This is a genomic window from Mycobacterium sp. OAS707, assembly GCF_014873705.1.
Classification (GTDB): Bacteria; Actinomycetota; Actinomycetes; order Mycobacteriales; family Mycobacteriaceae; genus Mycobacterium.
In genome coordinates this window covers 243,302-263,280 of sequence record NZ_JADBDS010000004.1, presented here as the reverse complement: position 1 = coordinate 263,280, position 19,979 = coordinate 243,302, and the positions used below count along the sequence as shown (strand labels likewise).

At 66.0% G+C, this 19,979-nt stretch carries 23 protein-coding genes; 14 read left to right on the top strand and 9 right to left on the bottom strand.

Features of this window, described 5'->3' with window-relative positions; all coding sequences use genetic code 11:
- Nucleotides 1–92 precede the first annotated feature (92 nt).
- From GGC64_RS26360 to GGC64_RS26350, 3 genes are all read left to right on the top strand, one after another.
- On the top strand, nt 93–908 hold the full coding sequence (locus GGC64_RS26360) for an acyl-[acyl-carrier-protein] thioesterase (protein WP_192725535.1): 816 nt from the start codon (nt 93–95) through the stop codon (nt 906–908).
- Nucleotides 909–1,172: 264 nt separating this feature from the next.
- Entirely contained in the window at nt 1,173–2,459 is a 1,287-nt protein-coding gene (gene aceA, locus GGC64_RS26355; protein WP_192725534.1) for an isocitrate lyase, read from the top strand.
- A gap of 63 nt (nt 2,460–2,522) precedes the next feature.
- Nucleotides 2,523–3,383, top strand: a complete 861-nt coding sequence (locus GGC64_RS26350) for a 3-hydroxybutyryl-CoA dehydrogenase (protein ID WP_192725533.1) — start codon at nt 2,523–2,525, stop codon at nt 3,381–3,383.
- Here GGC64_RS26350 and GGC64_RS26345 read toward each other — a convergent pair.
- The 3 genes from GGC64_RS26345 to GGC64_RS26335 form a co-directional block, all read right to left on the bottom strand.
- Nucleotides 3,371–4,219, bottom strand: a complete 849-nt coding sequence (locus GGC64_RS26345) for a DUF559 domain-containing protein (RefSeq protein WP_192725532.1) — start codon at nt 4,217–4,219, stop codon at nt 3,371–3,373. The genes GGC64_RS26350 and GGC64_RS26345 overlap by 13 nt on opposite strands.
- A 152-nt stretch (nt 4,220–4,371) precedes the next feature.
- Entirely contained in the window at nt 4,372–5,244 is an 873-nt protein-coding gene (locus tag GGC64_RS26340) for a polyphosphate kinase 2 family protein (RefSeq protein WP_192725531.1), read from the bottom strand.
- Nucleotides 5,237–5,947 (bottom strand): TetR/AcrR family transcriptional regulator, encoded by a 711-nt coding sequence (locus GGC64_RS26335; protein WP_192725530.1) that lies wholly within the window; start codon nt 5,945–5,947, stop codon nt 5,237–5,239. The genes GGC64_RS26340 and GGC64_RS26335 overlap by 8 nt, the downstream gene beginning before the upstream one ends.
- A gap of 102 nt (nt 5,948–6,049) precedes the next feature.
- On the opposite strand from GGC64_RS26335, the gene GGC64_RS26330 reads away from it, so the two are divergent.
- The 6 genes from GGC64_RS26330 to deoC all read left to right on the top strand — a co-directional run bounded on the left by GGC64_RS26330 (nt 6,050) and on the right by deoC (nt 10,011).
- Nucleotides 6,050–7,366, top strand: coding sequence for a DUF445 domain-containing protein (locus tag GGC64_RS26330; RefSeq protein WP_192725529.1), 1,317 nt, complete (start codon nt 6,050–6,052; stop codon nt 7,364–7,366).
- 110 nt (nt 7,367–7,476) lie between these two features.
- A complete protein-coding gene (locus GGC64_RS26325; RefSeq protein ID WP_192725528.1) occupies nt 7,477–7,935 on the top strand; it encodes a helix-turn-helix domain-containing protein in 459 nt (152 codons plus the stop codon).
- A 13-nt stretch (nt 7,936–7,948) separates the two neighbouring features.
- Nucleotides 7,949–8,566 (top strand): heparin-binding hemagglutinin, encoded by a 618-nt coding sequence (locus GGC64_RS26320; protein ID WP_192725527.1) that lies wholly within the window; start codon nt 7,949–7,951, stop codon nt 8,564–8,566.
- A gap of 71 nt (nt 8,567–8,637) precedes the next feature.
- Nucleotides 8,638–8,919, top strand: coding sequence for a DUF2516 family protein (locus GGC64_RS26315; protein ID WP_192725526.1), 282 nt, complete (start codon nt 8,638–8,640; stop codon nt 8,917–8,919).
- Between the two features lie 4 nt (nt 8,920–8,923).
- The gene (locus tag GGC64_RS26310; protein ID WP_192725525.1) at nt 8,924–9,328 is read left to right on the top strand and encodes a DUF2599 domain-containing protein; all 405 of its coding nucleotides are present in this window, start codon (nt 8,924–8,926) and stop codon (nt 9,326–9,328) included.
- Nucleotides 9,328–10,011, top strand: coding sequence for a deoxyribose-phosphate aldolase (gene deoC / locus GGC64_RS26305; RefSeq protein ID WP_192725524.1), 684 nt, complete (start codon nt 9,328–9,330; stop codon nt 10,009–10,011). Before GGC64_RS26310 ends, deoC begins: the two co-directional genes overlap by 1 nt.
- Here deoC and GGC64_RS26300 read toward each other — a convergent pair.
- From GGC64_RS26300 to GGC64_RS26280, 5 genes are read right to left on the bottom strand one after another with little or no spacing between them, the layout of a single operon-like run.
- Nucleotides 10,008–10,886 carry a DUF2993 domain-containing protein gene (locus tag GGC64_RS26300; protein ID WP_192725523.1) on the bottom strand — a complete coding sequence of 293 codons (879 nt, stop codon included), beginning with the start codon at nt 10,884–10,886 and terminating at the stop codon, nt 10,008–10,010. The genes deoC and GGC64_RS26300 overlap by 4 nt on opposite strands.
- The gene (locus GGC64_RS26295; protein ID WP_192725522.1) at nt 10,883–11,707 is read right to left on the bottom strand and encodes a carbon-nitrogen hydrolase family protein; all 825 of its coding nucleotides are present in this window, start codon (nt 11,705–11,707) and stop codon (nt 10,883–10,885) included. The genes GGC64_RS26300 and GGC64_RS26295 overlap by 4 nt, the downstream gene beginning before the upstream one ends.
- Before the next feature lie 5 nt (nt 11,708–11,712).
- Entirely contained in the window at nt 11,713–12,504 is a 792-nt protein-coding gene (locus tag GGC64_RS26290) for a class I SAM-dependent methyltransferase (protein ID WP_192725937.1), read from the bottom strand.
- Entirely contained in the window at nt 12,479–12,994 is a 516-nt protein-coding gene (locus tag GGC64_RS26285; protein ID WP_192725521.1) for a DUF2505 domain-containing protein, read from the bottom strand. The genes GGC64_RS26290 and GGC64_RS26285 overlap by 26 nt, the downstream gene beginning before the upstream one ends.
- A 22-nt stretch (nt 12,995–13,016) precedes the next feature.
- The gene (locus GGC64_RS26280; RefSeq protein WP_192725520.1) at nt 13,017–13,526 is read right to left on the bottom strand and encodes a DUF2505 domain-containing protein; all 510 of its coding nucleotides are present in this window, start codon (nt 13,524–13,526) and stop codon (nt 13,017–13,019) included.
- A 26-nt stretch (nt 13,527–13,552) separates the two neighbouring features.
- On the opposite strand from GGC64_RS26280, the gene GGC64_RS26275 reads away from it, so the two are divergent.
- Complete coding sequence (locus tag GGC64_RS26275; RefSeq protein WP_192725519.1) at nt 13,553–14,599, top strand: UDP-N-acetylmuramate dehydrogenase; 1,047 nt, start codon at nt 13,553–13,555, stop codon at nt 14,597–14,599.
- Between the two features lie 15 nt (nt 14,600–14,614).
- A complete protein-coding gene (locus GGC64_RS26270; RefSeq protein WP_192725518.1) occupies nt 14,615–15,904 on the top strand; it encodes an Ig-like domain-containing protein in 1,290 nt (429 codons plus the stop codon).
- Here the strand turns inward: GGC64_RS26270 and GGC64_RS26265 are convergent.
- A complete protein-coding gene (locus tag GGC64_RS26265) occupies nt 15,882–16,637 on the bottom strand; it encodes an SDR family oxidoreductase (RefSeq protein ID WP_192725517.1) in 756 nt (251 codons plus the stop codon). The genes GGC64_RS26270 and GGC64_RS26265 overlap by 23 nt on opposite strands.
- A gap of 230 nt (nt 16,638–16,867) precedes the next feature.
- On the opposite strand from GGC64_RS26265, the gene GGC64_RS26260 reads away from it, so the two are divergent.
- The 3 genes from GGC64_RS26260 (at nt 16,868) to GGC64_RS26250 (ending at nt 19,976) form a co-directional block, all read left to right on the top strand.
- Nucleotides 16,868–18,100, top strand: a complete 1,233-nt coding sequence (locus GGC64_RS26260) for an ROK family protein (RefSeq protein WP_225952540.1) — start codon at nt 16,868–16,870, stop codon at nt 18,098–18,100.
- 65 nt (nt 18,101–18,165) lie between these two features.
- Nucleotides 18,166–19,470, top strand: coding sequence for a D-inositol-3-phosphate glycosyltransferase (gene mshA / locus GGC64_RS26255; protein ID WP_192725515.1), 1,305 nt, complete (start codon nt 18,166–18,168; stop codon nt 19,468–19,470).
- A complete protein-coding gene (locus tag GGC64_RS26250; protein ID WP_192725514.1) occupies nt 19,467–19,976 on the top strand; it encodes a YbjN domain-containing protein in 510 nt (169 codons plus the stop codon). The genes mshA and GGC64_RS26250 overlap by 4 nt, the downstream gene beginning before the upstream one ends.
- The last annotated feature ends 3 nt before the right edge of the window (nt 19,977–19,979 follow it).

Genomic DNA, 19,979 nt, shown 5'->3' with positions numbered 1-19,979 from the left:
CTAACAACGCTGCGAAGGCATGCTTCGCATTGTTGGCAGATTGGCTGCTGTGGCAGGATCGGCCCCGTTGGAGTGACAGGGGAGAACACACGATGGCGGGTATCGCAGGTAGCACCGGTTTGGCGAAGGTGATGATGCCTGTGCCCGATCCACACCCTGACGTGTTCGACAGGGAGTGGCCGCTGCGGGTCGCCGACATCGACCGCGAGGGCAGGCTGAAGTTCGACGCCGCCACCCGCCACATCCAGGACATCGGCTCAGACCAACTGCGCGAGATGGGTTTCGAGGAGACACATCCGCTGTGGATCGTCCGGCGCACGATGATCGACCTGATCAAGCCGATCGAGTTCCAGGACATGCTGCGGATGCGGCGGTGGTGTTCGGGGACGTCGAACCGGTGGTGCGAGATGCGGGTCCGCATCGACGGCCGCAAGGGCGGGTTGATGGAATCAGAGGCGTTCTGGATCAACATCAACCGCGAGACCCAGGGCCCGGCGCGTATCTCCGACGACTTCATCGAAGGCCTGCAACGCACGACCTCGGTTGACCGGTTGCGGTGGAAGGCGTACCTGAAGCCCGGCAGTCGCGAGGACGCGGCGCAAATCCGCGACTACCCGGTGCGCGTCAGCGACATCGACATCTTCGACCACATGAACAACTCCGTGTACTGGAGCGTGATCGAGGACTATCTGTTCAGCACGCCGGAACTGCTGCACAAGCCGATCCGGGTGACCATCGAGCACGACGCCGCCGTGGCGCTCGGCGACAAGTTGGAGATCATTTCGCACGTGCACCCCGCCGGATCGACCGAGCAATTCGGTCCCGAGCTCGCGGACCGCACTGTTAGAACGCTCACATATGCCGTCGGCGACGAGACGAAAGCAGTGGCCGCGATCTTCGCCCTCTGACCCCGGCGGGTTTAACAGTACGAGCGTACTGACCAGCGAAAATTGTGTTACCGGCCAGTAGCTACTGAACCGGTCAAGCCGGTAGCCGCATTCGCAAACTTAGCAAGTTAATGCCGAGCGTTGGCGAAACTTGGCAAGTGAAACGGCTGGACCTGCGGGTATGGCTTGGGGCATCCTCGACTTAGCACTCAAGTGAACGTGTTGGGCCGTTAACAAGCATGTGGCGTGAAGCGGATCCAGCGACTTGCAAGAAAAGGAGCACCAATGTCGACCGTTGGCCAGCCGAAGACGCCGGAAGAGATCCAGAAGGACTGGGACACCAATCCGCGGTGGAAGGGCATCGAGCGCACCTACACCCCAGCCGATGTCGTGGCGCTGCAGGGTTCCGTCGTCGAGGAGGCCACGCTGGCCCGCCGCGGCGCCGAGGTGCTCTGGGCGCAGTTGCACGACATGGAGTTCGTCAACGCGCTCGGCGCGCTGACCGGCAACATGGCCGTGCAGCAGGTCCGCGCCGGCCTGAAGGCCATCTACCTGTCGGGTTGGCAGGTCGCCGGTGACGCGAACCTGTCCGGCCACACCTACCCCGACCAGAGCCTGTACCCGGCCAACTCGGTGCCGCAGGTGGTGCGTCGTATCAACAACGCGCTGCTGCGTGCCGACGAGATCGCCAAGGTTGAGGGAGACACCTCGGTGGAGAACTGGCTGGCGCCGATCGTCGCCGACGGCGAGGCCGGCTTCGGTGGCGCGCTCAACGTGTACGAGCTGCAGAAGGCCATGATCGCCGCGGGCGTCGCGGGGTCGCACTGGGAGGATCAGCTGGCATCGGAGAAGAAGTGCGGCCACCTCGGTGGCAAGGTGCTGATCCCGACTCAGCAGCACATCCGCACGCTGACCTCGGCTCGTCTCGCGGCCGACGTCGCCGACGTGCCGACCGTGGTCATCGCCCGTACCGATGCCGAGGCCGCCACGCTCATCACCTCCGACGTCGACGAGCGCGACCGTCCGTTCATCACCGGTGAGCGCACCTCTGAGGGCTTCTACCGGGTGAAAAACGGCCTGGAGCCCTGCATCGCCCGCGCCAAGGCCTACGCGCCGTACTCCGACCTGATCTGGATGGAGACCGGCACGCCGGACCTCGAGCTCGCGGCGAAGTTCGCCGAGGGCGTCAAGAGCGAGTTCCCCGACCAGATGCTGGCCTACAACTGCTCGCCGTCGTTCAACTGGCGCAAGCACCTGGACGACGCGACGATCGCGAAGTTCCAGAAGGAGCTCGGCGCGATGGGCTTCAAGTTCCAGTTCATCACGCTGGCCGGCTTCCACGCCCTGAACTACTCGATGTTCGATCTGGCCTACGGCTACGCCCGCAACCAGATGAGCGCGTACGTCGAGCTGCAGGAGCGCGAATTCGACGCCGAGGAGCGGGGTTACACCGCGACCAAGCACCAGCGCGAGGTCGGCGCCGGCTACTTCGACCGGATCGCCACCACGGTTGATCCGAACTCGTCGACCACCGCGCTCGCGGGTTCGACCGAAGAGGGCCAGTTCCACTGAGTTGATAGCGTCAGGCCCCGTCCATGTTTGGGCGGGGCCTGATGCTGTGTAAGGGGAGTTTCCATGAGCAACGCAATCGAACGAGTAGGCGTCATCGGTGCCGGCCAGATGGGCGGCGGCATCGCCGAGGTGTCGGCGCGGGCCGGTGTCGACGTGGTGGTGTACGAGCCCACCGAGGAGCTGACAACGGCGGGCAAGGCGCGCATCACCAAGTCGCTCGAGCGCGGCGTCAGCACGGGCAAGATCACCGAGCGCGAACGTGATCAGGCGTTGGCGAATCTGAAGTTCACGACCGAGCTCAAGGACCTGGCGGATCGCCAGCTCGTCATCGAGGCGGTGATCGAGGACGAGACGGTCAAGGGCAAGATCTTCGCCGAGCTCGACGAGATCATCACCGACCCCGACGCGGTGCTTGCGTCGAACACCTCGAGCATCCCGATCATGAAAATCGCTGCGGCGACGAAGAATCCGGGCCGCGTGCTCGGCTTGCACTTCTTCAACCCGGTGCCGGTGCTGCCGCTCGTCGAGCTGATCAACACCCTCGTCACCTCGGATGCCGCGATCGCGCGCACGGAGAAGTTCGCGAGTGATGTGCTGGGTAAGCAGGTGGTGCGCTGCAGCGACCGGTCGGGTTTCGTCGTCAACGCGCTGCTCGTGCCTTACCTGCTGTCGGCCATTCGGATGGTCGAGTCGGGTGTGGCGACTGTCGAAGATATCGACAAGGCCATCGTCGCCGGGCTGTCGCATCCGATGGGGCCGCTGCGACTTTCGGATCTGATCGGTCTTGACACGATGAAGCTGATCGCCGACTCGATGTACACCGAGCTCAAGGATCCGCATTACGCGCCGCCGCCGCTGCTGCTGCGGATGGTGGAGGCGGGCCAGCTCGGCAAGAAGTCGGGCCAGGGCTTCTACAAGTACTGAGCGAGCGCGCTTCGGACGCGTGTCAGAATTTCTTGTCGGCGGTAACGCAGCTGTCGTGAGCTGACGCGAATGATGTTCCAACCTTGTGTGGCAAGGAATTCCAGCCGCTCAATGTCCTCGGCGTAGCTGTCTGGGTTCGTCCAATGCTGTTCGCCGTCGTATTCAACGCCGACCTTCCATTCGGGCCACCCCATATCGACGCGCCTATCGGGGCCCCTGTCGTTTAGTACGACGATCTGAGTCACCGGACGCGGGAGTCCGGACTGGACGAGGAATAGACGCAATCGAGTTTCCTGGGGAGATTCACTGCCGCCGTCGGCCAAATCGAGCGTCTCGCGGAGCTGCCGAAGGCCGCGTGCGCCGGGGTAGCGGGCCGCGATTGAGTTCACCTGGGCCACAGGCGTTCTTGTCGCATTGAGCAATGCGTCCACACGAATGACACCTGTCTCCAGCGGCAAACGCCGAGCGAGGTCGTAAGCGGTGCGCGACGCCGTCGTGCATTCAATGCGCTGTCTCAAGCAGATCTCATCCTCCGCGAGAACGCCGCTGTACACATGGATGCCTCTGGCCGCTGGCCGTCGCACTCGCGCCAGCTCCACCGGAGCATCGGAAGGAATCCACTTGCTTCCCAGTAGGGCCGCAGCCGAGTGACCAACGAGAGTGGCGTTGCGTCCTGACCACAGCCACGCGGCGTGCGCGCGGTCGACCGCGGTGAGGGGCATGCCTTTTCGCGAGTAGACATTTCGATGAATCTTGCTGTAGTAGCGCTTGAGGTCTCGCCTGCTGAGTTCACCTGTGGCAATCGCTTCTGTCGCCACTATGAGATCGGGTCGCACCAGATAATCGTGGGGCACAGTCGAAACTGCCGACCACAGCAATTGGTTCGGCTGTGGATAATTTCACCGACCGAGCGCACGGTTGTTGTACGCAAACGTCGAGTAGGCCTGCAAACAACCGTGCGCTCGGAGAAGCCGACGCTCGGCTCCCGCTAGGCGTCGGCTAGCCGCTTCTTCTCCGCCTCGACGTCGAAATCGGGTGACGGCCAAGACATATTGAGCCCCTTGAGGGCGTCGATGAGCAACTCGGTGACGGCCAACCTGGCGTACCACTTCTTGTCGCACGGCACGACGTACCACGGCGCGTACTCGGTAGAGGTTTTATCCAGCATCGCTTGGAACGCCCGCTCGTACTTGGGCCACAGCTTGCGTTCATCGATGTCAGCCGGATTGTATTTCCAATACTTGTCGGGGCGGTCTAGCCGTTGGGACAACCGCTTCTTCTGCTCGCTGAGCGAGACGAACATGGCAACTTTGATGAGAGTCGTTCCGCCGTCGACGAGTTCGCGCTCGAACGCGTTGATCTCGTCATACCGTTTCCTCCACACCTCGCGCGGCACCAAGTTGTGGACGCGCACGATGAGAACGTCTTCGTAATGCGAGCGGTCGAACACCCCGATGTGCCCGGCCGGTGGTAAGGCCTTGCGAATCCGCCACAAATAGTCATGGGCCAGCTCTTCCTCGGTTGGTTTGCCGAAGCTGGCGTACCGAATTCCTTGCGGATTCCCGGCTCCCACAACGTGTTTGACGATTCCACCCTTACCCGCGGTGTCCATGCCCTGGAGGATGAGCAACACGGATCGGGTGTCGCCGGCCTCGGACCTGCTGTTCGCGTACAACATCTCCTGTAGCTCGGCGTAGCGGATGTTGCGCTCGTCTTGCAACACCTTGGCGTCCTTCTTGGACCCGTCGAAACCCGGAGAGCTGTTGGTCTTGATGTCGGCGACCTTGTCCCCTCGGGAAAACGCGAGGTGCTGCCGAGGGTCATGCGACCAGATGGAGGGGAGTGCGTCGTCGTTACTCATGAGCCAGTAATTGTGGCGGCAATCCCGGCGACGGGTGGGGTTGTTCGCGGAACTTCTGCAACGAACCGCCGACCTCGACGATTCCGCACAGCGCGTTCCACGACAACATCGTCAAGTAGTCGATCAACTCGTCGGCGGTCATCCGCCGGTCGTTCATCCACGAGTGCGTGGCCAGCTGAACCCCGCCGACGGTGTGATAGGCCCACGGCTCGACACCGCTGGTGTCCATCCCCACCTCCACCATGCGGCGGCGCAGCATCACCGCGAGCATGCGGGCGATGATCGCCTCCGAAGCCGCGACGGCCTTGCTCTTTGAGGCCGAGTTGTTGGCCATCACGAACTGGTACGGCTCGGGCTCTGCTGCCACCGTCTCGACGTAGACGCGAATGATTTCGCGGGTCAGATCGAAGCCGTCGAGATTCGACGTAAGCGCGGCGGTCATGTTCGGGATCAGTGTGGTCTGCGCGAACCGCATCATCACCGCGGTCGTCAGATCGTTCTTGTCGACGAAATAGCGGTACAGCACCGTCTTGGAGACGCCGATCTCGGCCGCGATTTCGTCCATGCTGACGTTGCTGCCGCGTCGCCGGATGGCCTCCAGCGTGCCGTCTACTAGCTCGTTGCGGCGCTCCACCTTGTGCTTGTGCCAGCGCCGTTTGCGTCCATCAGTCTTGATCGCCACCGGGGAGGTCTGCTGTGCCACTATTGCCGTGATCCATTCCGTTAGTCCCCTTGATAGTACGGCCGATCTTGTTCTGGGGGCTTGTGGGACGGGCCCGACGCGGACTTAGCGGATGATGGAGGAGTGGCACACAGACCGGACGCCGGCCGACCGGCTCCGACCAGTTTCGCCGAGTCGTTAGCGGGGGCCGACAGCGTCGCCGACGCCGAACGCCGCCGCGGGCTGCGGCGGATGAAGCTCGTCGCGCTGAGTTTCCTGCTCGGCGCCACCGTCGTCTTCCTGCTCTGCACCTGGGCTCAGTCCGACGGCGCGGCCGCCTGGGTCGGATACGTCCGGGCCGCCGCCGAGGCCGGCATGGTCGGCGCACTCGCCGACTGGTTCGCGGTCACGGCCCTGTTCAAACATCCGCTTGGCATCCCGATCCCACACACCGCGATCATCAAGCGCAAGAAGGACCAACTCGGAGAGGGTCTGGGTGCCTTCGTTCGGGAGAACTTCATGTCGCCGGAGGTCGTTGCGACCAAGCTGCGCGACGCGCAGGTCGCTGGCCGACTGGGCAAGTGGCTCTCCGAGCCAGAGCACGCCAAGCGTGTCGCAGCCGAAACATCAACGGCGCTAAGGGTTTTGGTGGAGATGCTGCGCGACGAGGACGTGCAGCACGTGCTGGATCGGATGATCGTCAAGCGCATCGCCGAACCGCAGTGGGGTCCGCCCATCGGTCGCGTGTTGGCCACGCTGTTGGCAGAGCGCCGCCAGGAGGCGCTGCTGCAGCTGCTCGCCGACCGGGCGTTCCAGTGGTCGCTGAACGCCGGCGACATCATCGAGCGGGTGGTCGAACGCGATTCGCCGACGTGGTCGCCGCGTTGGGTGGACCACCTGGTCGGCGACCGCATCCATCGGGAGTTGATGGACTTCACCGACAAGGTGCGCCGCAACCCCGACCACGAGCTGCGAAGGTCGGCCACGCGGTTCTTATTCGAATTCGCCGACGATCTGCAGCACGACGAGGCGACGATTCAGCGCGCCGAGAACGTCAAGGATCAGTTGATGGCCCGGGACGAGGTGGCCAGGGCCGCCGAGACGGCGTGGGCCGCGGCCAAGCGGATCATTCTCGAGTCGGTCGACGACCCGTCATCCGCTTTGCGCACGCGCATCGCCGAGTCCGTCGTCCACATCGGCGAATCGCTCCGAGACGACGCCGACCTGCGTGACAAGGTCGACAACTGGATCATCCGCGCAGCTCAACACCTGGTTTCCGAATATGGGGTGGAGATCACGGCGATCATCACCGAAACCATCGAGCGCTGGGACGCCGACGAGGCCAGCAGGCGGATCGAGCTGCACGTGGGCCGTGACCTGCAATTCATCCGGATCAATGGCACGGTGGTGGGGTCGCTGGCCGGCCTGATCATCTATTCGGTAGCCCAGCTACTCTTCTGACCTGCGCTAACTAGTGCTTGCAAAAGTTAGCACCCCGTCGTACGGTTAGTGGCGTCGCACTGGAGCAATCCAAAACGGAACACCCGACGCAACCGAGGGGGCTAAGCGCCATGCCGCAGGATGAAAATCTTGCCGCCGTCGTGTCCAACGCCGCACAGAACGCGGCCCAGGACATCGGCAGCTTCATCCGAACGCAGCGCGAAGCAGCGCAGGTGTCCGTGCGGCAGTTGGCCGAGAAGGCCGGCGTCAGCAATCCCTACCTCAGCCAGATTGAGCGCGGATTGCGGAAACCCTCGGCCGACGTGCTGCAACAGATCGCCAAGGCACTACGGGTGTCTGCGGAAGTGCTCTATGTGCGGGCCGGGATCCTCGAGCCCAGCGAGACGAGCGAAGTCCGCGACGCCATCGTCACCGACACGGCGATCACCGAGCGGCAAAAGCAGGTGCTGCTCGACATTTACACGTCGTTTTGCCAACAAAACGAAGCCGTCAGTGAGGAGCCGACGACTGAAGCGATCACAGACCAACCCCCCGTTCTAGAAATCTCGCAAAGTAACGAAATTCAGTGAAAGGAACTACAACATGGCTACGAAGAAGCCTGCGAAGACCGCCAAGAACCAGCCCACCGTTGACGACCTGAAGGCCCCGCTGCTCGCTGCGGTCGGCGCCGCCGACCTCGCTCTCGAGCGGGTCAACGAGATCGTCGCCACCCTGCGTGAGCGCGCCGGCGAGGCCCGCACCGACACCCAGGCACGCGTCGAGGAGAGCCGCGCTCGGCTGACCAAGCTGCAGGAGGACCTGCCGACCCAGTTCGAGGAGCTGCGTGGCCGGCTGAGCTCGGAGGAGCTGCGCAAGGTGGCCGAGAGCTACGCGGAGGCGGCTCAGACCCGCTACAACACCCTGGTCGAGCGTGGCGAGGCCGCCCTGGAGCGGATCCGCAACACGCCGGCGCTGGAAGAGGGCCGCGAGCGCGTCGAGCGCTACAGCGACCAGGCCGTCGAGCTGACCCAGGAGGCCCTGGGCAACGTGGCATCGCAGACCCGCGCCGTCGGCGAGCGTGCCGCCAAGCTGGTCGGTGTCGAGCTGCCCGCGAAGAAGGCGCCCGCCAAGAAGGCCGCGGCCAAGGCCCCGGCCAAGAAGGCTCCTGCCAAGAAGGCGCCTGCGAAGAAGGCCGCGGCCAAGAAGGTCACCCAGAAGTAAATAAGGGCTCGTGTCGCCGGTAGCGGCGACGAAGAGTCGACCCGGGGACGTAACCCGCTTAGGCTAGCTATGTGGAGCTTCAAGGCCTAGTGGGTTACGTCCTCGCTGTTTTGCAGATCGCGGTGGTGGTGACGGCGGTTTACGCGTTCGTGCACGCCGCCCTGCAGCGGCCCGACGCCTACACCGCCGCCGACAAGCTGACGAAACCCGTCTGGCTGGTGATCCTCGGCGTCGGCGTGCTCCTGGCACTCGTCCTCGGCATCACCGGCGTGGCGATCGCCGCTGTGGCCGCAGGTGTCTATCTCGTCGACGTGCGGCCCAAGATTCTCGAGATTCAGGGCAAGTCCCGTTAGCCGCGTGCGCCTCCGCCTCGCCGTCGCATTGGCGGCCATCACCATTCCCGTCGCGCTGGCGCCGATCGCGTCGGCCGACGTGCCGGCGCCGCCGTACATCGACCACGTCCAGTGGGCGAAGTGGGGCGACCTGTCCAGCCTGCGGGTGTACCCCACGGAGTCGGGGAGGCAGGCGTCGCTGGTGGCCACCACCTCGGCCTTCGACGAAGCGTGGGCTGAGGTACTGACGCTTTCGCCTGACGCCAATACACCCTCCATGCAGCACCAGTTTCAATGTCATTGGGAGTTCGCCGAACTAGCCCAGCCGGGCAAGGTCAGCTGGAACCTCGAACCGTGGCGAAACGAGGTCTCCGACCAGGCGATGGTCGACGCGCACTGCAATCCCGGCGGCACTGAAGAACCGTTCTAGTGCCGCACAGCTACAGCCGGGAGCAGGTGGCAGCGCTGGTCGACCACACTCTGTTGAAGCCCGAGGCGACCGAGGCCGACGTGATCGCGCTGCTGAAGGAGGCCGAAGAGCTCGACGTGTTCGCGGTGTGCGTGTCACCGACCATGGTGGCGACGGCCAAGTCGTTCCGAACAGGCGCATATGAGATCGCGTCGGTGGTGGGATTTCCGTCAGGAAAACACCTTCCGGCGATCAAGGCCGAGGAAGCCCGGCTGGCCGTTGCGGCCGGCGCCGGTGAGATCGACATGGTGATCGATGTCGGATCTGCTCTCGAAGGCGACTTCGATGCGGTGCGTTCAGATATCGCAACGGTTTTCGACGCGATACCTTCGGACGCGGTCTTGAAGGTGATCGTGGAGTCGGCTGCGCTGATCGCATTGGCCGGCGAGCAGCGCCTGACCGACGTGTGCCGCATCGCCGAGGAGGCAGGCGCCGATTTCGTGAAGACCTCCACAGGATTTCACCCGAGTGGCGGTGCCTCCGTGCGGGCGGTCGAGTTGATGGCGAACACCGTCGGAGATCGGCTGGGCGTCAAGGCCAGCGGCGGTATCCGCACAGCCGACGATGCCGTCGCAATGCTGAACGCGGGCGCGACCCGGCTCGGGCTATCCGGCACGCGCGCGGTGCTCGACGGACTGGGCTAGAGGCCCGCGAAGCAGGGGTCCTGGTTACCCTTCGGCATCGAGGCGTTCTGCGTCGAAAACTGTGCCACCACACCGGTATCGGTGACCTGCACCCCGGTCGCGTGGATACCGAGCGGGTAGCCCTTGGTGAACTGGTCGGTGAACGCGTCGAGCGCCGGCTGCACCGTCTCGCGCGGGAGCGTGAAGCCCAGGCCGGTCAATTCCGTTACCGGCAACGAGATTCCGTTGTCGGCGACGGTCGGCTTCGTGGTGATGCTGCCCAGCGCGCCCTGCAACTCGATGGTGCCTGCCGACGGGTTGGTGGTCACGCCGGTGACGAACGAGCCGACGAGAGGGATCGCGTTCTGGATGGTGTCCTTGATGCCCTGCGTCGACCAGGTGACGTTGGCGACCAACGAGCCGATCGTGCCGCCGGAGTTCGCGGTGTCCCCGAGCCGGACGTCCTTGATGGCCACGTTGACCTTCATGCCCTTGGCCTGTCGGACCTGATTGCCCGCGGTCTCGAAGTGGATGTTCGTGTAGTGACCGGTCATGTGCTGCCAGAGGAACGGCGGCAGTGCGTCGAACGACACCGATGCGCTGTCTTGCACCACGCATTGCGCCGCGGCTGCGACCACGTCGTCGGCGCGGCTGCGCGCGTACAGCTCGCCTGCGAGCAGGCCGGCCGCGACCAGCGCGATGACGATGACGACGGCGAGGACGATCGACAACGGGTCGCGGAACAGGTCTTTGACCTTGTTCAGCAGCGACGAGTCCTGCTCAGGGGGCGGGGCCTGCGGCGGTGCCGGCTGGCCGGCTGGCGCGCCCTGTGGGAACTGTGGCGGCGGTTCGACGGGCGGGACCTGGTTGGCCGGCCGAGCCCAGGGATCGGTCACCTGAGCGATTCTGCCTTACCCAGACGGGTGAAGTCTGTCCGGTTGCGCAATACCGCGATCGTCTCGCGGGCCTTGTGCGCAGCGTCGAGGTCGAGATCGGTCACGAGCAACTGGGGGTCCGCCCCGGCCGATGCCAGTACCTCCCCGATCGCCGACGAGACCAGGCTGCCGCCGACACCAACCGGACCCGCTGCGGCGAGTTCATCGCCGGGGTAGGCCTGATCGACGGCGGCGACGAGGCCCGTCGTATCGATCGCGCGGGCGCGGGCCAGCAACTGCCACTGCTCGAGCTTGCCTGCGCCGGTGCCCCACGATGCGTGCACCGTGATGAGTTGTGCTCCCCGCGAAGCCAATTCGACGTACAGCTCGGGGAAGCGGACGTCGTAGCACAGGGTCAGCCCGACGTTCACGTCGTCGACGGTGATCATCACGGGTTCATGCCCAGGCGCGACGGTGTCGGATTCGGCGAAGCCGTACGCGTCGTAGAGATGGATCTTGTCGTAGTGCGTGTCGACCCCGGGACCCGTCGCGAGCAGCGTGTTGGTCACCCTGCCGGCCCTGTCTTCTTCGGCGGGCGCGAACATGCCTGCCACGACGACGATGCCCGCCCGCTCGGCGATCGCCCGGACCGCCGACGCCCACGATCCGTCAAGTGGTTCGGCGATCGGGGCGAGCGGCACCCCGAAGCGGCACATCGTCGCCTCGGGGAACAGCACGAGGCGGGCGCCTGCGTCGGCGGCGCGTCGGGTGTAGTCCTCGACGAGGCCGAGGTTGGCCGTGGGTTCTGCGCCGCTCTGGATCTGCGCGAGGGCAATCCGCATGGGGTTCAGCCTACGGGCGCGACGGCGGCCCACGGCACCGAGAGAACGCCGTCGCGCATCCGCCGCCGCGGCGGCTCGACGGGCAGGCCCTCGTCGCGCAGCAGGTCGAGCATCGCGCGCCAGCGCACCCGCGGCCCGAACACCCCGTGCCCCGCGACGCTGGCCCACGCCCGGTCCGCCGCCGACAGCAACGCATGAATCGGCTGGCCTTGGAGGTTGTGGTGGATCAGCACCTTGGGAAGGCGTTCGGCCAGATCCGACGGTCGGTCGATCGCGAACGGATCGCACGCCAACGTCAGGCTGATCGGCCCGTCGGCGTCGAGCAGTACCCAGCAGCAGCGACGGCCCAACTCGTCGCAGGTGCCGTCGACGATGAGTCCGCCGGGCGCCAGCCGTGCCTGCATCGTGGCCCACGCCCCTGGCACCGCGTCCACCGGGTACTGGCGCAGTACGTTGAACGCTCGCACCAAAACCGGTGTGCGACCCGCTAATTCGAAGCCGCCGAGGCCGAATTCCACGCCGTCGCGAGAGGGCGCAATACGTTCGGGATGGATCTCGAGGCCGACCACGCGGACGTCGGCACGCACCACCCGCAGCCGGGCGGCGAGTTCCAGCGTCGTCACCGGCAGCGCGCCGTAGCCGAGGTCGATCACCAGCGGGTCGGCCGCCGCCTGCAGTGCGGCGCGCACCCGGCGCGAGTGCACCAGCCACCGGTCGCTGCGGCGCAACCGGTTATGACCGGTGGTGCCACGCGTGATGGCACCGACCGGCCTAGTGGTGCTTGGCAATCCAGTCAGCGGTGAACGCCTCCTCGGCGTCGAAGAGTTGTTTGATGTGATGCAGGATCAGGTCCTCCAGCGCGCCGCCTATGAACGGGATGTGGACCTTGCAGACGCTGGAAAGCCGCAACCTGCTGCCTGCCTGGGTCTCGGTGAGGAAGTACTGACCGCCAAAGCTGCCGGGGCCGTGCGGAATCGATGCCGAGTACGTGCCCTTGGCCCGATTCTTCTCGTGGTCGTAGCGATCGAAATGCTGTTTGCGGGTGATGATCATGTCGAACGGCACGACGTTGCGCGCGATGGGCGGCAGGTACATGCGGGGCAGGTTCTGCACGAAGACGATGTCCGTGCCGCGCTCGGTGGTCGAGAAGGTCTTGATCTCCGACTGCGGCGTCAGGAAGCGGTACGCGTCCATCAGGGTTTGCCAGTATTCCCGGCTGGTGAAGTCCTGGTAGATCTTCTCCGCCGGTGCGCCGAACTCGATGGTGTAATCCATGCGACGCGACATGGAACATAATTTTACTTATGGGTTACGCGTTTTCGGTGATCCACACCGTGGTGAAGCGCTGTTCCTGGATGAGAAGGTCCATCAGCTGACTGCCGATGAAATTCTCGATCTTGCCGCCGACGAGCGGAACATTCACCGTGACCGTGGCCTTGAAGTCCAGCCGTGAGCCTTCGCCGGATTTTGCCGGCGCGAGTACCGCGGCACCGCTCAGCGTCGCAGGTGCACCGGTGATCGCGAGCTGAATGGTCGCGGTCGCCCGCCTGTCGCTGACCGGCGACCATGACTCCTCGCGGACAAGGGCGAGATCGCCGCGGTGGAACTGCGTCACCACTGCGGGCAACCGGTCGGCGCGCAGCCGTTGAGTGGTGACCACGTCAATGCCATTTCCGTCGACGGTCAACGAATCCAGCGAGTAGTCGTCGGCGCCCGAATCGGCCAATCGCGACAGCCAATACTGTTCATCGCTGAATGCCTGGTGGACCTGTTCAACGCTGGCACCGTATTCCGTCGCCATGTCGAATGAACGCGGCATAGCTGGCCACGCTACCGTTACCGCCCGTGACCGGTCTGGAACTGGGGGGTGCCGCCGTCGCCGACGACGTAGCGCTGGCGCCGCTGACCACGCTGCGCATCGGAGGTGTTGCGCGCCGGTTGATCACGTGCACGACCACTGAGCAGATCGTGGCCGCGCTGAGCGCACTGCCGGACGCCCTGGTGCTCGCGGGCGGGTCGAATGTGGTGCTGGCCGACGACCTGGCCGACCTGACCGTCGTGCTGCTCGCCAACACCGAGATCACCGTCGAGGACAACGTCGTGCGCGTGGAGGCCGGCGCGGTGTGGGACGACGTTGTGGTCACGTCGCTGGCACACGGGCTCGGCGGCCTGGAATGCCTTTCGGGCATCCCCGGCTCGGCAGGCGCGACGCCGGTGCAGAACGTCGGCGCATACGGCGCCGAAGTCGCCGACACCATCCACCGCGTCCGGTTGCTCGACCGCCGCACCGGCGAAGATCGCTGGGTGACGCCTGATGTTCTCCAATTCGGTTACCGCACAAGCATTCTCAAGCATTCAGCCGCCGCGGTCGTGCTGGAGGTCGAATTCGCGTTGGATCGCGACGGGCGCAGCGCCCCGATCCGCTACGGCGAACTGGCCGCTGCGCTCGGGGCCGAACCCGGATCGACCGCCGACCCCGCGCGGGTGCGGGAGGCGGTGCTGTCGCTGCGTGCAGGCAAGGGCATGGTGCTCGACGAGGCAGACCACGACACCTGGAGCGTCGGATCGTTCTTCACCAACCCCGTCGTGTCGGCCGCGGAATACGAGCGCTTGCAGAACAGCGTCGACGGGCCGGTGCCGAACTACCCCGCGCCGGACGGAGTGAAGCTGGCCGCGGGCTGGCTGGTGGAACGCGCGGGCTTCGGCAAGGGATACCCGAACGAGCACGCCCCCGCGCGGCTGTCGACCAAGCATGCGCTCGCTGTGACGAATCGGGGCACCGCGACCACTGCCGACGTAATTGCGCTGGCCAGAGCGGTGCGCGACGGTGTTCGGGCGGCCTTCGGGATCGATCTCACACCCGAGCCGATTCTGATTGGGGCCTCTCTCTAGGTACCCTGGGTCCACGTGAGCCCAGCCAATCCGTCTCCGTCGTTCAGTCGGCGGAAGGCCCTGACCGCACTCGCGGTCGGGGTCGTCGCGCCGGGCGCACTCGCGGCCTGCGGCAGCAGGGTCGGCAAACCAACCGCAGAGGCGCCGTCCGCGCCGCCTGCGCCGTCGATCAGCTATCAACCCGCCGACAACGCCAGCGACGTCGCGCCCGTCGCACCGGTGCGCGTCGACGTCAAAGACGGCTGGTTTCAGCGCGTCACGCTCACCAACGCCGACGGCAAGGTCGTCGCGGGTGTCCTCAACCGCGAGCGCACCAGCTTCGCCACCACCGAACCGCTCGGCTACGGCGCGTCCTACACCTGGGCAGGCTCGGTGGTCGGCCACGACGGCAAGGCCGTCCCTGTGCAGGGCAACTTCACCACGATCAACCCGACCAAGCAGGTCAACGGCGCGTTCCAACTCGCCGACGGCCAGACTGTCGGTGTCGCGGCACCGGTCATCATCCAGTTCGACGCGTCGATCTCCGACAAGGCCGCAGTCGAGAAGGCGCTGAAGGTCACGACGGAGCCACCGGTCGAGGGCAGCTGGGCGTGGCTGCCCGACGAGGTGGGCGGCTCGCGGGTGCACTACCGGAGCAAGGAGTACTACCCGGCAGGCACCAAGGTCAACGTCGAGGCGCGGCTTTACGGCGTTCCGTTCGGCGACGGTGCGTTCGGCGCGCAGGACATCACGCTGAACTTCGAGATCGGCCGCCGCCAGGTGGTCAAGGCCGAGGCGTCCTCGCACCGCATCCAGGTGCTCGACGGCACCGGCGCGGTCATCATGGACTTCCCGTGCAGCTACGGCGAGGGTGACCTGCCGCGCAACATCACCCGCAGCGGCGTCCACGTCGTGACCGAGAAGTATGAAGACTTCTACATGTCCAATCCCGCTGCCGGTTACAGCAATGTGCACGAGCGGTTCGCCGTGCGGATCTCCAACAACGGCGAGTTCATTCACTGCAACCCGAACAGCATTGGCGCCCAAGGCAATACCAACGTCACCAACGGGTGCATCAACCTGAATCTGGAAAACTCCCAGCAGTACTTCAACAGCGCGATGTACGGCGACCCGGTCGAGGTCACCGGCACGTCGATCGAGTTGTCGTACTCCGACGGTGACATCTGGGACTGGGCGGTGTCGTGGGACGACTGGGTGGCGATGTCAGCGCTGTCGCCGCAGGGCTCACCGTCGCAGATTCCGAGCACCGCGCCTGCGACGCCGTCGGACGCGCCTCAGCCGGTCAACGGGCGGCCCGGCGGTTAAACCGCGAAGCGCTGGCCTGGTCGCGCGGCCGGATCACGATGGTGTCCAGGTTGACGTGCGACGGCCGAGACGCCACGAACCCGATGACCTCGGCGACGTCCTCGGCGACCAGCGGTACGACGCCCTCGTAGACTTTCGCGGCGCGGTCCTCGTCGCCGCCGAAGCGGCGCAGTGAGAAGTCGGTCTTGACCATTCCGGGCGCAATCTCGGTGAGCCGCACCGGTTTTCCCAACAGCTCGCCGCGCAGTGTGCGGTGCAGCGCGCCCTGGGCGTGCTTGGCCGAGGTGTAGCCGGAGCCGTTGTCGTAGGTCTCGATCGCGGCGATCGAGGTGACCGTGACGATCAGGCCGTCGCCGGAGTCGATCAGCTTGGGCAGCAGCGCGCGCGTGACGCGCAGCGTGCCGAGCACGTTGGCCTCCCACATCCAGCGCCAGTTGTCGAGATCCGCCTCGAGCACCGGTTCCAGCCCGCGGGCGCCGCCTGCGTTGTTGACCAGCACATCGACCCGGTCCAGGGCGTCGGCCAGCGCCGACATGTCCGCATCGCTTGTGACGTCCGCCACAATCGCGGTGCCGCCGATCTGGTCGGCAAGTGCCTTGATGGGGCCCTCGCGACGGGCCACGCAAACGACGTGAAAGCCAAGGGCTGCAAGCGTTTTCGCGGTCGCTTCGCCGATACCTGCGCTGGCCCCGGTGACCACCGCGACCCGCTCGGACGCTGAAGGTGTCGTCATCTGCCCAACTTTAGTTGGCGTGCTAAGTTCGCTGTGTGTTCCGGAGCTGTTGTTGTCGCCGCGTGAATCGCCGCGCCTGACCGACCCCGGATAACTGTCTGAGTTGAGTCGCAGGTGTGGCCAGGACCCACCAGCCGACTTCAACAAAGGACAGACCCGTGCGCACTTCCTCCACCACCGCCCTCCCTCAGCCGGCGACCTCCAACAGGGGTGTCCGCAGTAAGCGAACGCTGGTTCCCGCGAGTTACCCCCAGGCGCGTCACCGCGTCGTCGCGCCCTCGCTGAAGGTGGCCGATGCGGCGGCGGCTTCTGTGTTCAGCGCGGCGCGGCTGCGCGGCCCGATCGCCCGCGACGTGGTCGCCCAAGTCACTTCGCTGTCGATCGCGACGGTGAACCGGCAGGTGACCGCGCTGCTGGATGCGGGCATCCTGCGCGAGCGCGCCGACCTCGCGGTCTCCGGCGCCATCGGCAGGCCCCGCGTGCCCGTCGAGGTCAACCATGAGCCATTCCTGACGCTCGGCATCCACATCGGTGCGCGAACCACCAGCATCGTGGCCACCGACCTGTTCGGCCGCACGCTGGACGCCGTCGAGACGCCGACTCCGCGTGGGGCGCAGGCCGCTGCGCTGGCATCGCTGGCAGGCAGTGCCCGCCGCTACCTGAGCCGCTGGCACCGCAGGCGCCCGCTGTGGGTCGGCGTGGCCGCCGGTGGTGTCGTCGACAGCGCGACCGGCCACCTCGACCACCCGCGGCTGGGCTGGTCCGATGCGCCGGTCGGCCCGGTGCTCGCCGAGACGCTCGGCCTTCCGGTGTCAGTGGCCTCGCATGTTGACGCGATGGCAGGTGCCGAACTGTTGCTCGGCGTCCGTCGCCAGCCGACTCCGTCGACCACCAGCCTGTACGTCTACGCCCGTGAAACCGTCGGCTATGCGCTGTCGATCGGCGGGCGGGTGCACTCGCCGACCAGCGGGCCGGGCACCATTGCCGCGTTGCCGGTTCAGTCGGAACTGCTCGGCGGCAGCGGCCAATTGGAGTCGACGGTGAGCGACGAGGCGGTGCTGATTGCCGCCCGCAAGGCGCGCATCGTCCCGGCCGAGGGCCCCGCGTCGACGGTGACGGCCGTGACGAAGGCGGCCAGGCAGGGCAACCAGCAGGCTCAGGCGCTGCTCGCCGAGCGGGCCCGCGTGCTCGGCGGGGCCGTCGCGCTGCTGCGCGACATGCTCAACCCCGACGATCTGGTGGTCGGCGGCCAGGCGTTCACCGAGTACCCCGAGGGCATGAACCTCGTCGAGGCGGCCTACGCCGAACGATCCGTGCTGCCTGCCCGCGACATCCGGGTCACCGCGTTCGGGAACCGGGTGCAAGAGGCAGGCGCGGGTGTGGTCTCGCTCGGCGGGCTGTATGCCGACCCGATCGGGGCGATGCGTCGCGTCCGGAGTCGTCGCCCGGAGGCGACCGCTTAGCGGGTTGATCGCCTACGCCAGGCGTGAGTAATCAGCCCGCTAAACGTCGGTGTAGACATGTCTGTGTGCGCATAGCAACAGATGCTCCCCGCCGTGTCGCTGTGCTCTCGGTGCACACGTCCCCGTTGGCTCAGCCCGGCACTGGCGATGCCGGCGGCATGAACGTCTACGTGCTGCAGAGCGCGCTGCAGATGGCCCGCCGCGGCGTCGAGGTGGAGATCTTCACCCGCGCCACGTCCTCGGCCGATCAGCCCGTCGTCAAGGTGGCGCCCGGTGTGTTGGTGCGCAATGTCGTCGCCGGCCCGTTCGAGGGTCTCGACAAGTACGACCTGCCCACTCAGCTGTGCGCGTTCACCGCCGGCGTGCTGCGCGCAGAAGCCACCCACGAGCCGGGTTACTACGACATCGTGCATTCGCACTACTGGCTGTCGGGACAGGTCGGCTGGCTGGCCCGCGACCGCTGGGCCGTGCCATTGGTACACACCGCGCACACCCTGGCAGCGGTGAAGAACGCCGCACTGGCCGACGGCGACTCGCCGGAACCGCCGCTGCGGGCCGTCGGTGAGCAGCAGGTGGTCGACGAGGCCGACCGGATGATCGTGAACACCGAACATGAAGCGGCACAACTGGTTTCGCTACACCACGCCGACCCGTCGCGCATCGATGTGGTGCATCCCGGCGTCGACCTGGAAATGTTCACCCCCGGCGACAAACGTGCCGCGCGCGCCACGCTCGGCATCGACCCCGACGAACAGGTGCTCGCGTTCGTCGGCCGCATCCAACCCCTCAAGGCGCCCGACGTGCTGCTGCGCGCGGCCGCCAAACTGCCCGGCGTGCGGGTGCTCGTGGCTGGTGGGCCGTCGGGCAGCGGGCTGGCTGCACCGGACGGGCTGGTTCGGCTGGCCGACGAACTGGGTATCGCCGACCGGGTGACATTCCTGCCGCCGCAATCGCGCGATCAACTAGTCGAGGTGTTTCGGGCTGCCGACCTGGTCGGCGTGCCGAGCTATTCGGAGTCCTTCGGACTTGTCGCCATCGAGGCCCAAGCGTGCGGCACTCCGGTGGTGGCCGCATCCGTTGGCGGGCTGCCGGTCGCCGTGCGCGACGGGGTCACCGGCTCGCTGGTCGACGGCCACGACGTCGACGACTGGGCCCAGACGATCGATGCCCTTTTCAAGCGCGGCCCCGAGAGCATGAGCCGCGCCGCCGTCGACCATGCCGCCACGTTCTCGTGGGCGCACACCGTCGACGCGCTGCTGGCCAGCTATGGCCGCGCCATCACCGACTACCGCGCCCGGCATCGGATGCCCGACCTGACGGCGCGGCGCAACGGTCGCCGGTTCTCGATCAGGCGCGGGGTCCGCGCGTGACGGCGGACGTCCAGCAAGTCATCGAGGACACCTGCAAGGAGCACGGCCTCGTCTGCACCCCGCACAAGGGCGCGCACGGCGGCCTGCCGGGCATCATCGTCGAGTTGCCGGGCGAGCGCCGGCTGAAGACCAACACCATCTTGTCCATCGGCGAGCACTCTGTGCGCGTCGAGGCCTTCGTCTGCCGCAAGCCCGACGAGAACCACGAGGGCGTGTACCGGTTCCTGCTCAAGCGCAATCGCAGGCTGTACGGCGTGGCCTACACCCTCGACAACGTCGGCGACATCTATCTGGTCGGCCGGATGTCACTGGCATCGGTCACCGCCGACGAGATCGATCGCATCCTCGGCCAGGTGCTGGAGGCTGTCGACTCGGACTTCAACACGTTGCTGGAGTTGGGTTTTCGGTCGTCGATCCAGAAAGAGTGGGAGTGGCGGGTTTCGCGCGGCGAGTCGCTGAAGAACCTGCAGGCGTTCGCCCATCTGATCGACGAGGACGACTCATGAGAG

Bases quoted from the DNA above. Each gene is read 5' to 3' on its own strand.
- GGC64_RS26285 (WP_192725521.1), bottom strand. From the start codon at position 12,994: ATGTCGCGTCGCATGGATTACACCATCGAGTTCGGCGCACCGGCGGAG.
- GGC64_RS26265 (WP_192725517.1), bottom strand. From the start codon at position 16,637: ATGACGACACCTTCAGCGTCCGAGCGGGTCGCGGTGGTCACCGGGGCC.
- GGC64_RS26295 (WP_192725522.1), bottom strand. From the start codon at position 11,707: ATGCGGATTGCCCTCGCGCAGATCCAGAGCGGCGCAGAACCCACGGCC.
- GGC64_RS26340 (WP_192725531.1), bottom strand. From the start codon at position 5,244: ATGAGTAACGACGACGCACTCCCCTCCATCTGGTCGCATGACCCTCGG.
- GGC64_RS26350 (WP_192725533.1), top strand. From the start codon at position 2,523: ATGAGCAACGCAATCGAACGAGTAGGCGTCATCGGTGCCGGCCAGATG.
- GGC64_RS26320 (WP_192725527.1), top strand. From the start codon at position 7,949: ATGGCTACGAAGAAGCCTGCGAAGACCGCCAAGAACCAGCCCACCGTT.
- GGC64_RS26280 (WP_192725520.1), bottom strand. From the start codon at position 13,526: ATGCCGCGTTCATTCGACATGGCGACGGAATACGGTGCCAGCGTTGAA.
- GGC64_RS26360 (WP_192725535.1), top strand. From the start codon at position 93: ATGGCGGGTATCGCAGGTAGCACCGGTTTGGCGAAGGTGATGATGCCT.
- GGC64_RS26325 (WP_192725528.1), top strand. From the start codon at position 7,477: ATGCCGCAGGATGAAAATCTTGCCGCCGTCGTGTCCAACGCCGCACAG.
- aceA (WP_192725534.1), top strand. From the start codon at position 1,173: ATGTCGACCGTTGGCCAGCCGAAGACGCCGGAAGAGATCCAGAAGGAC.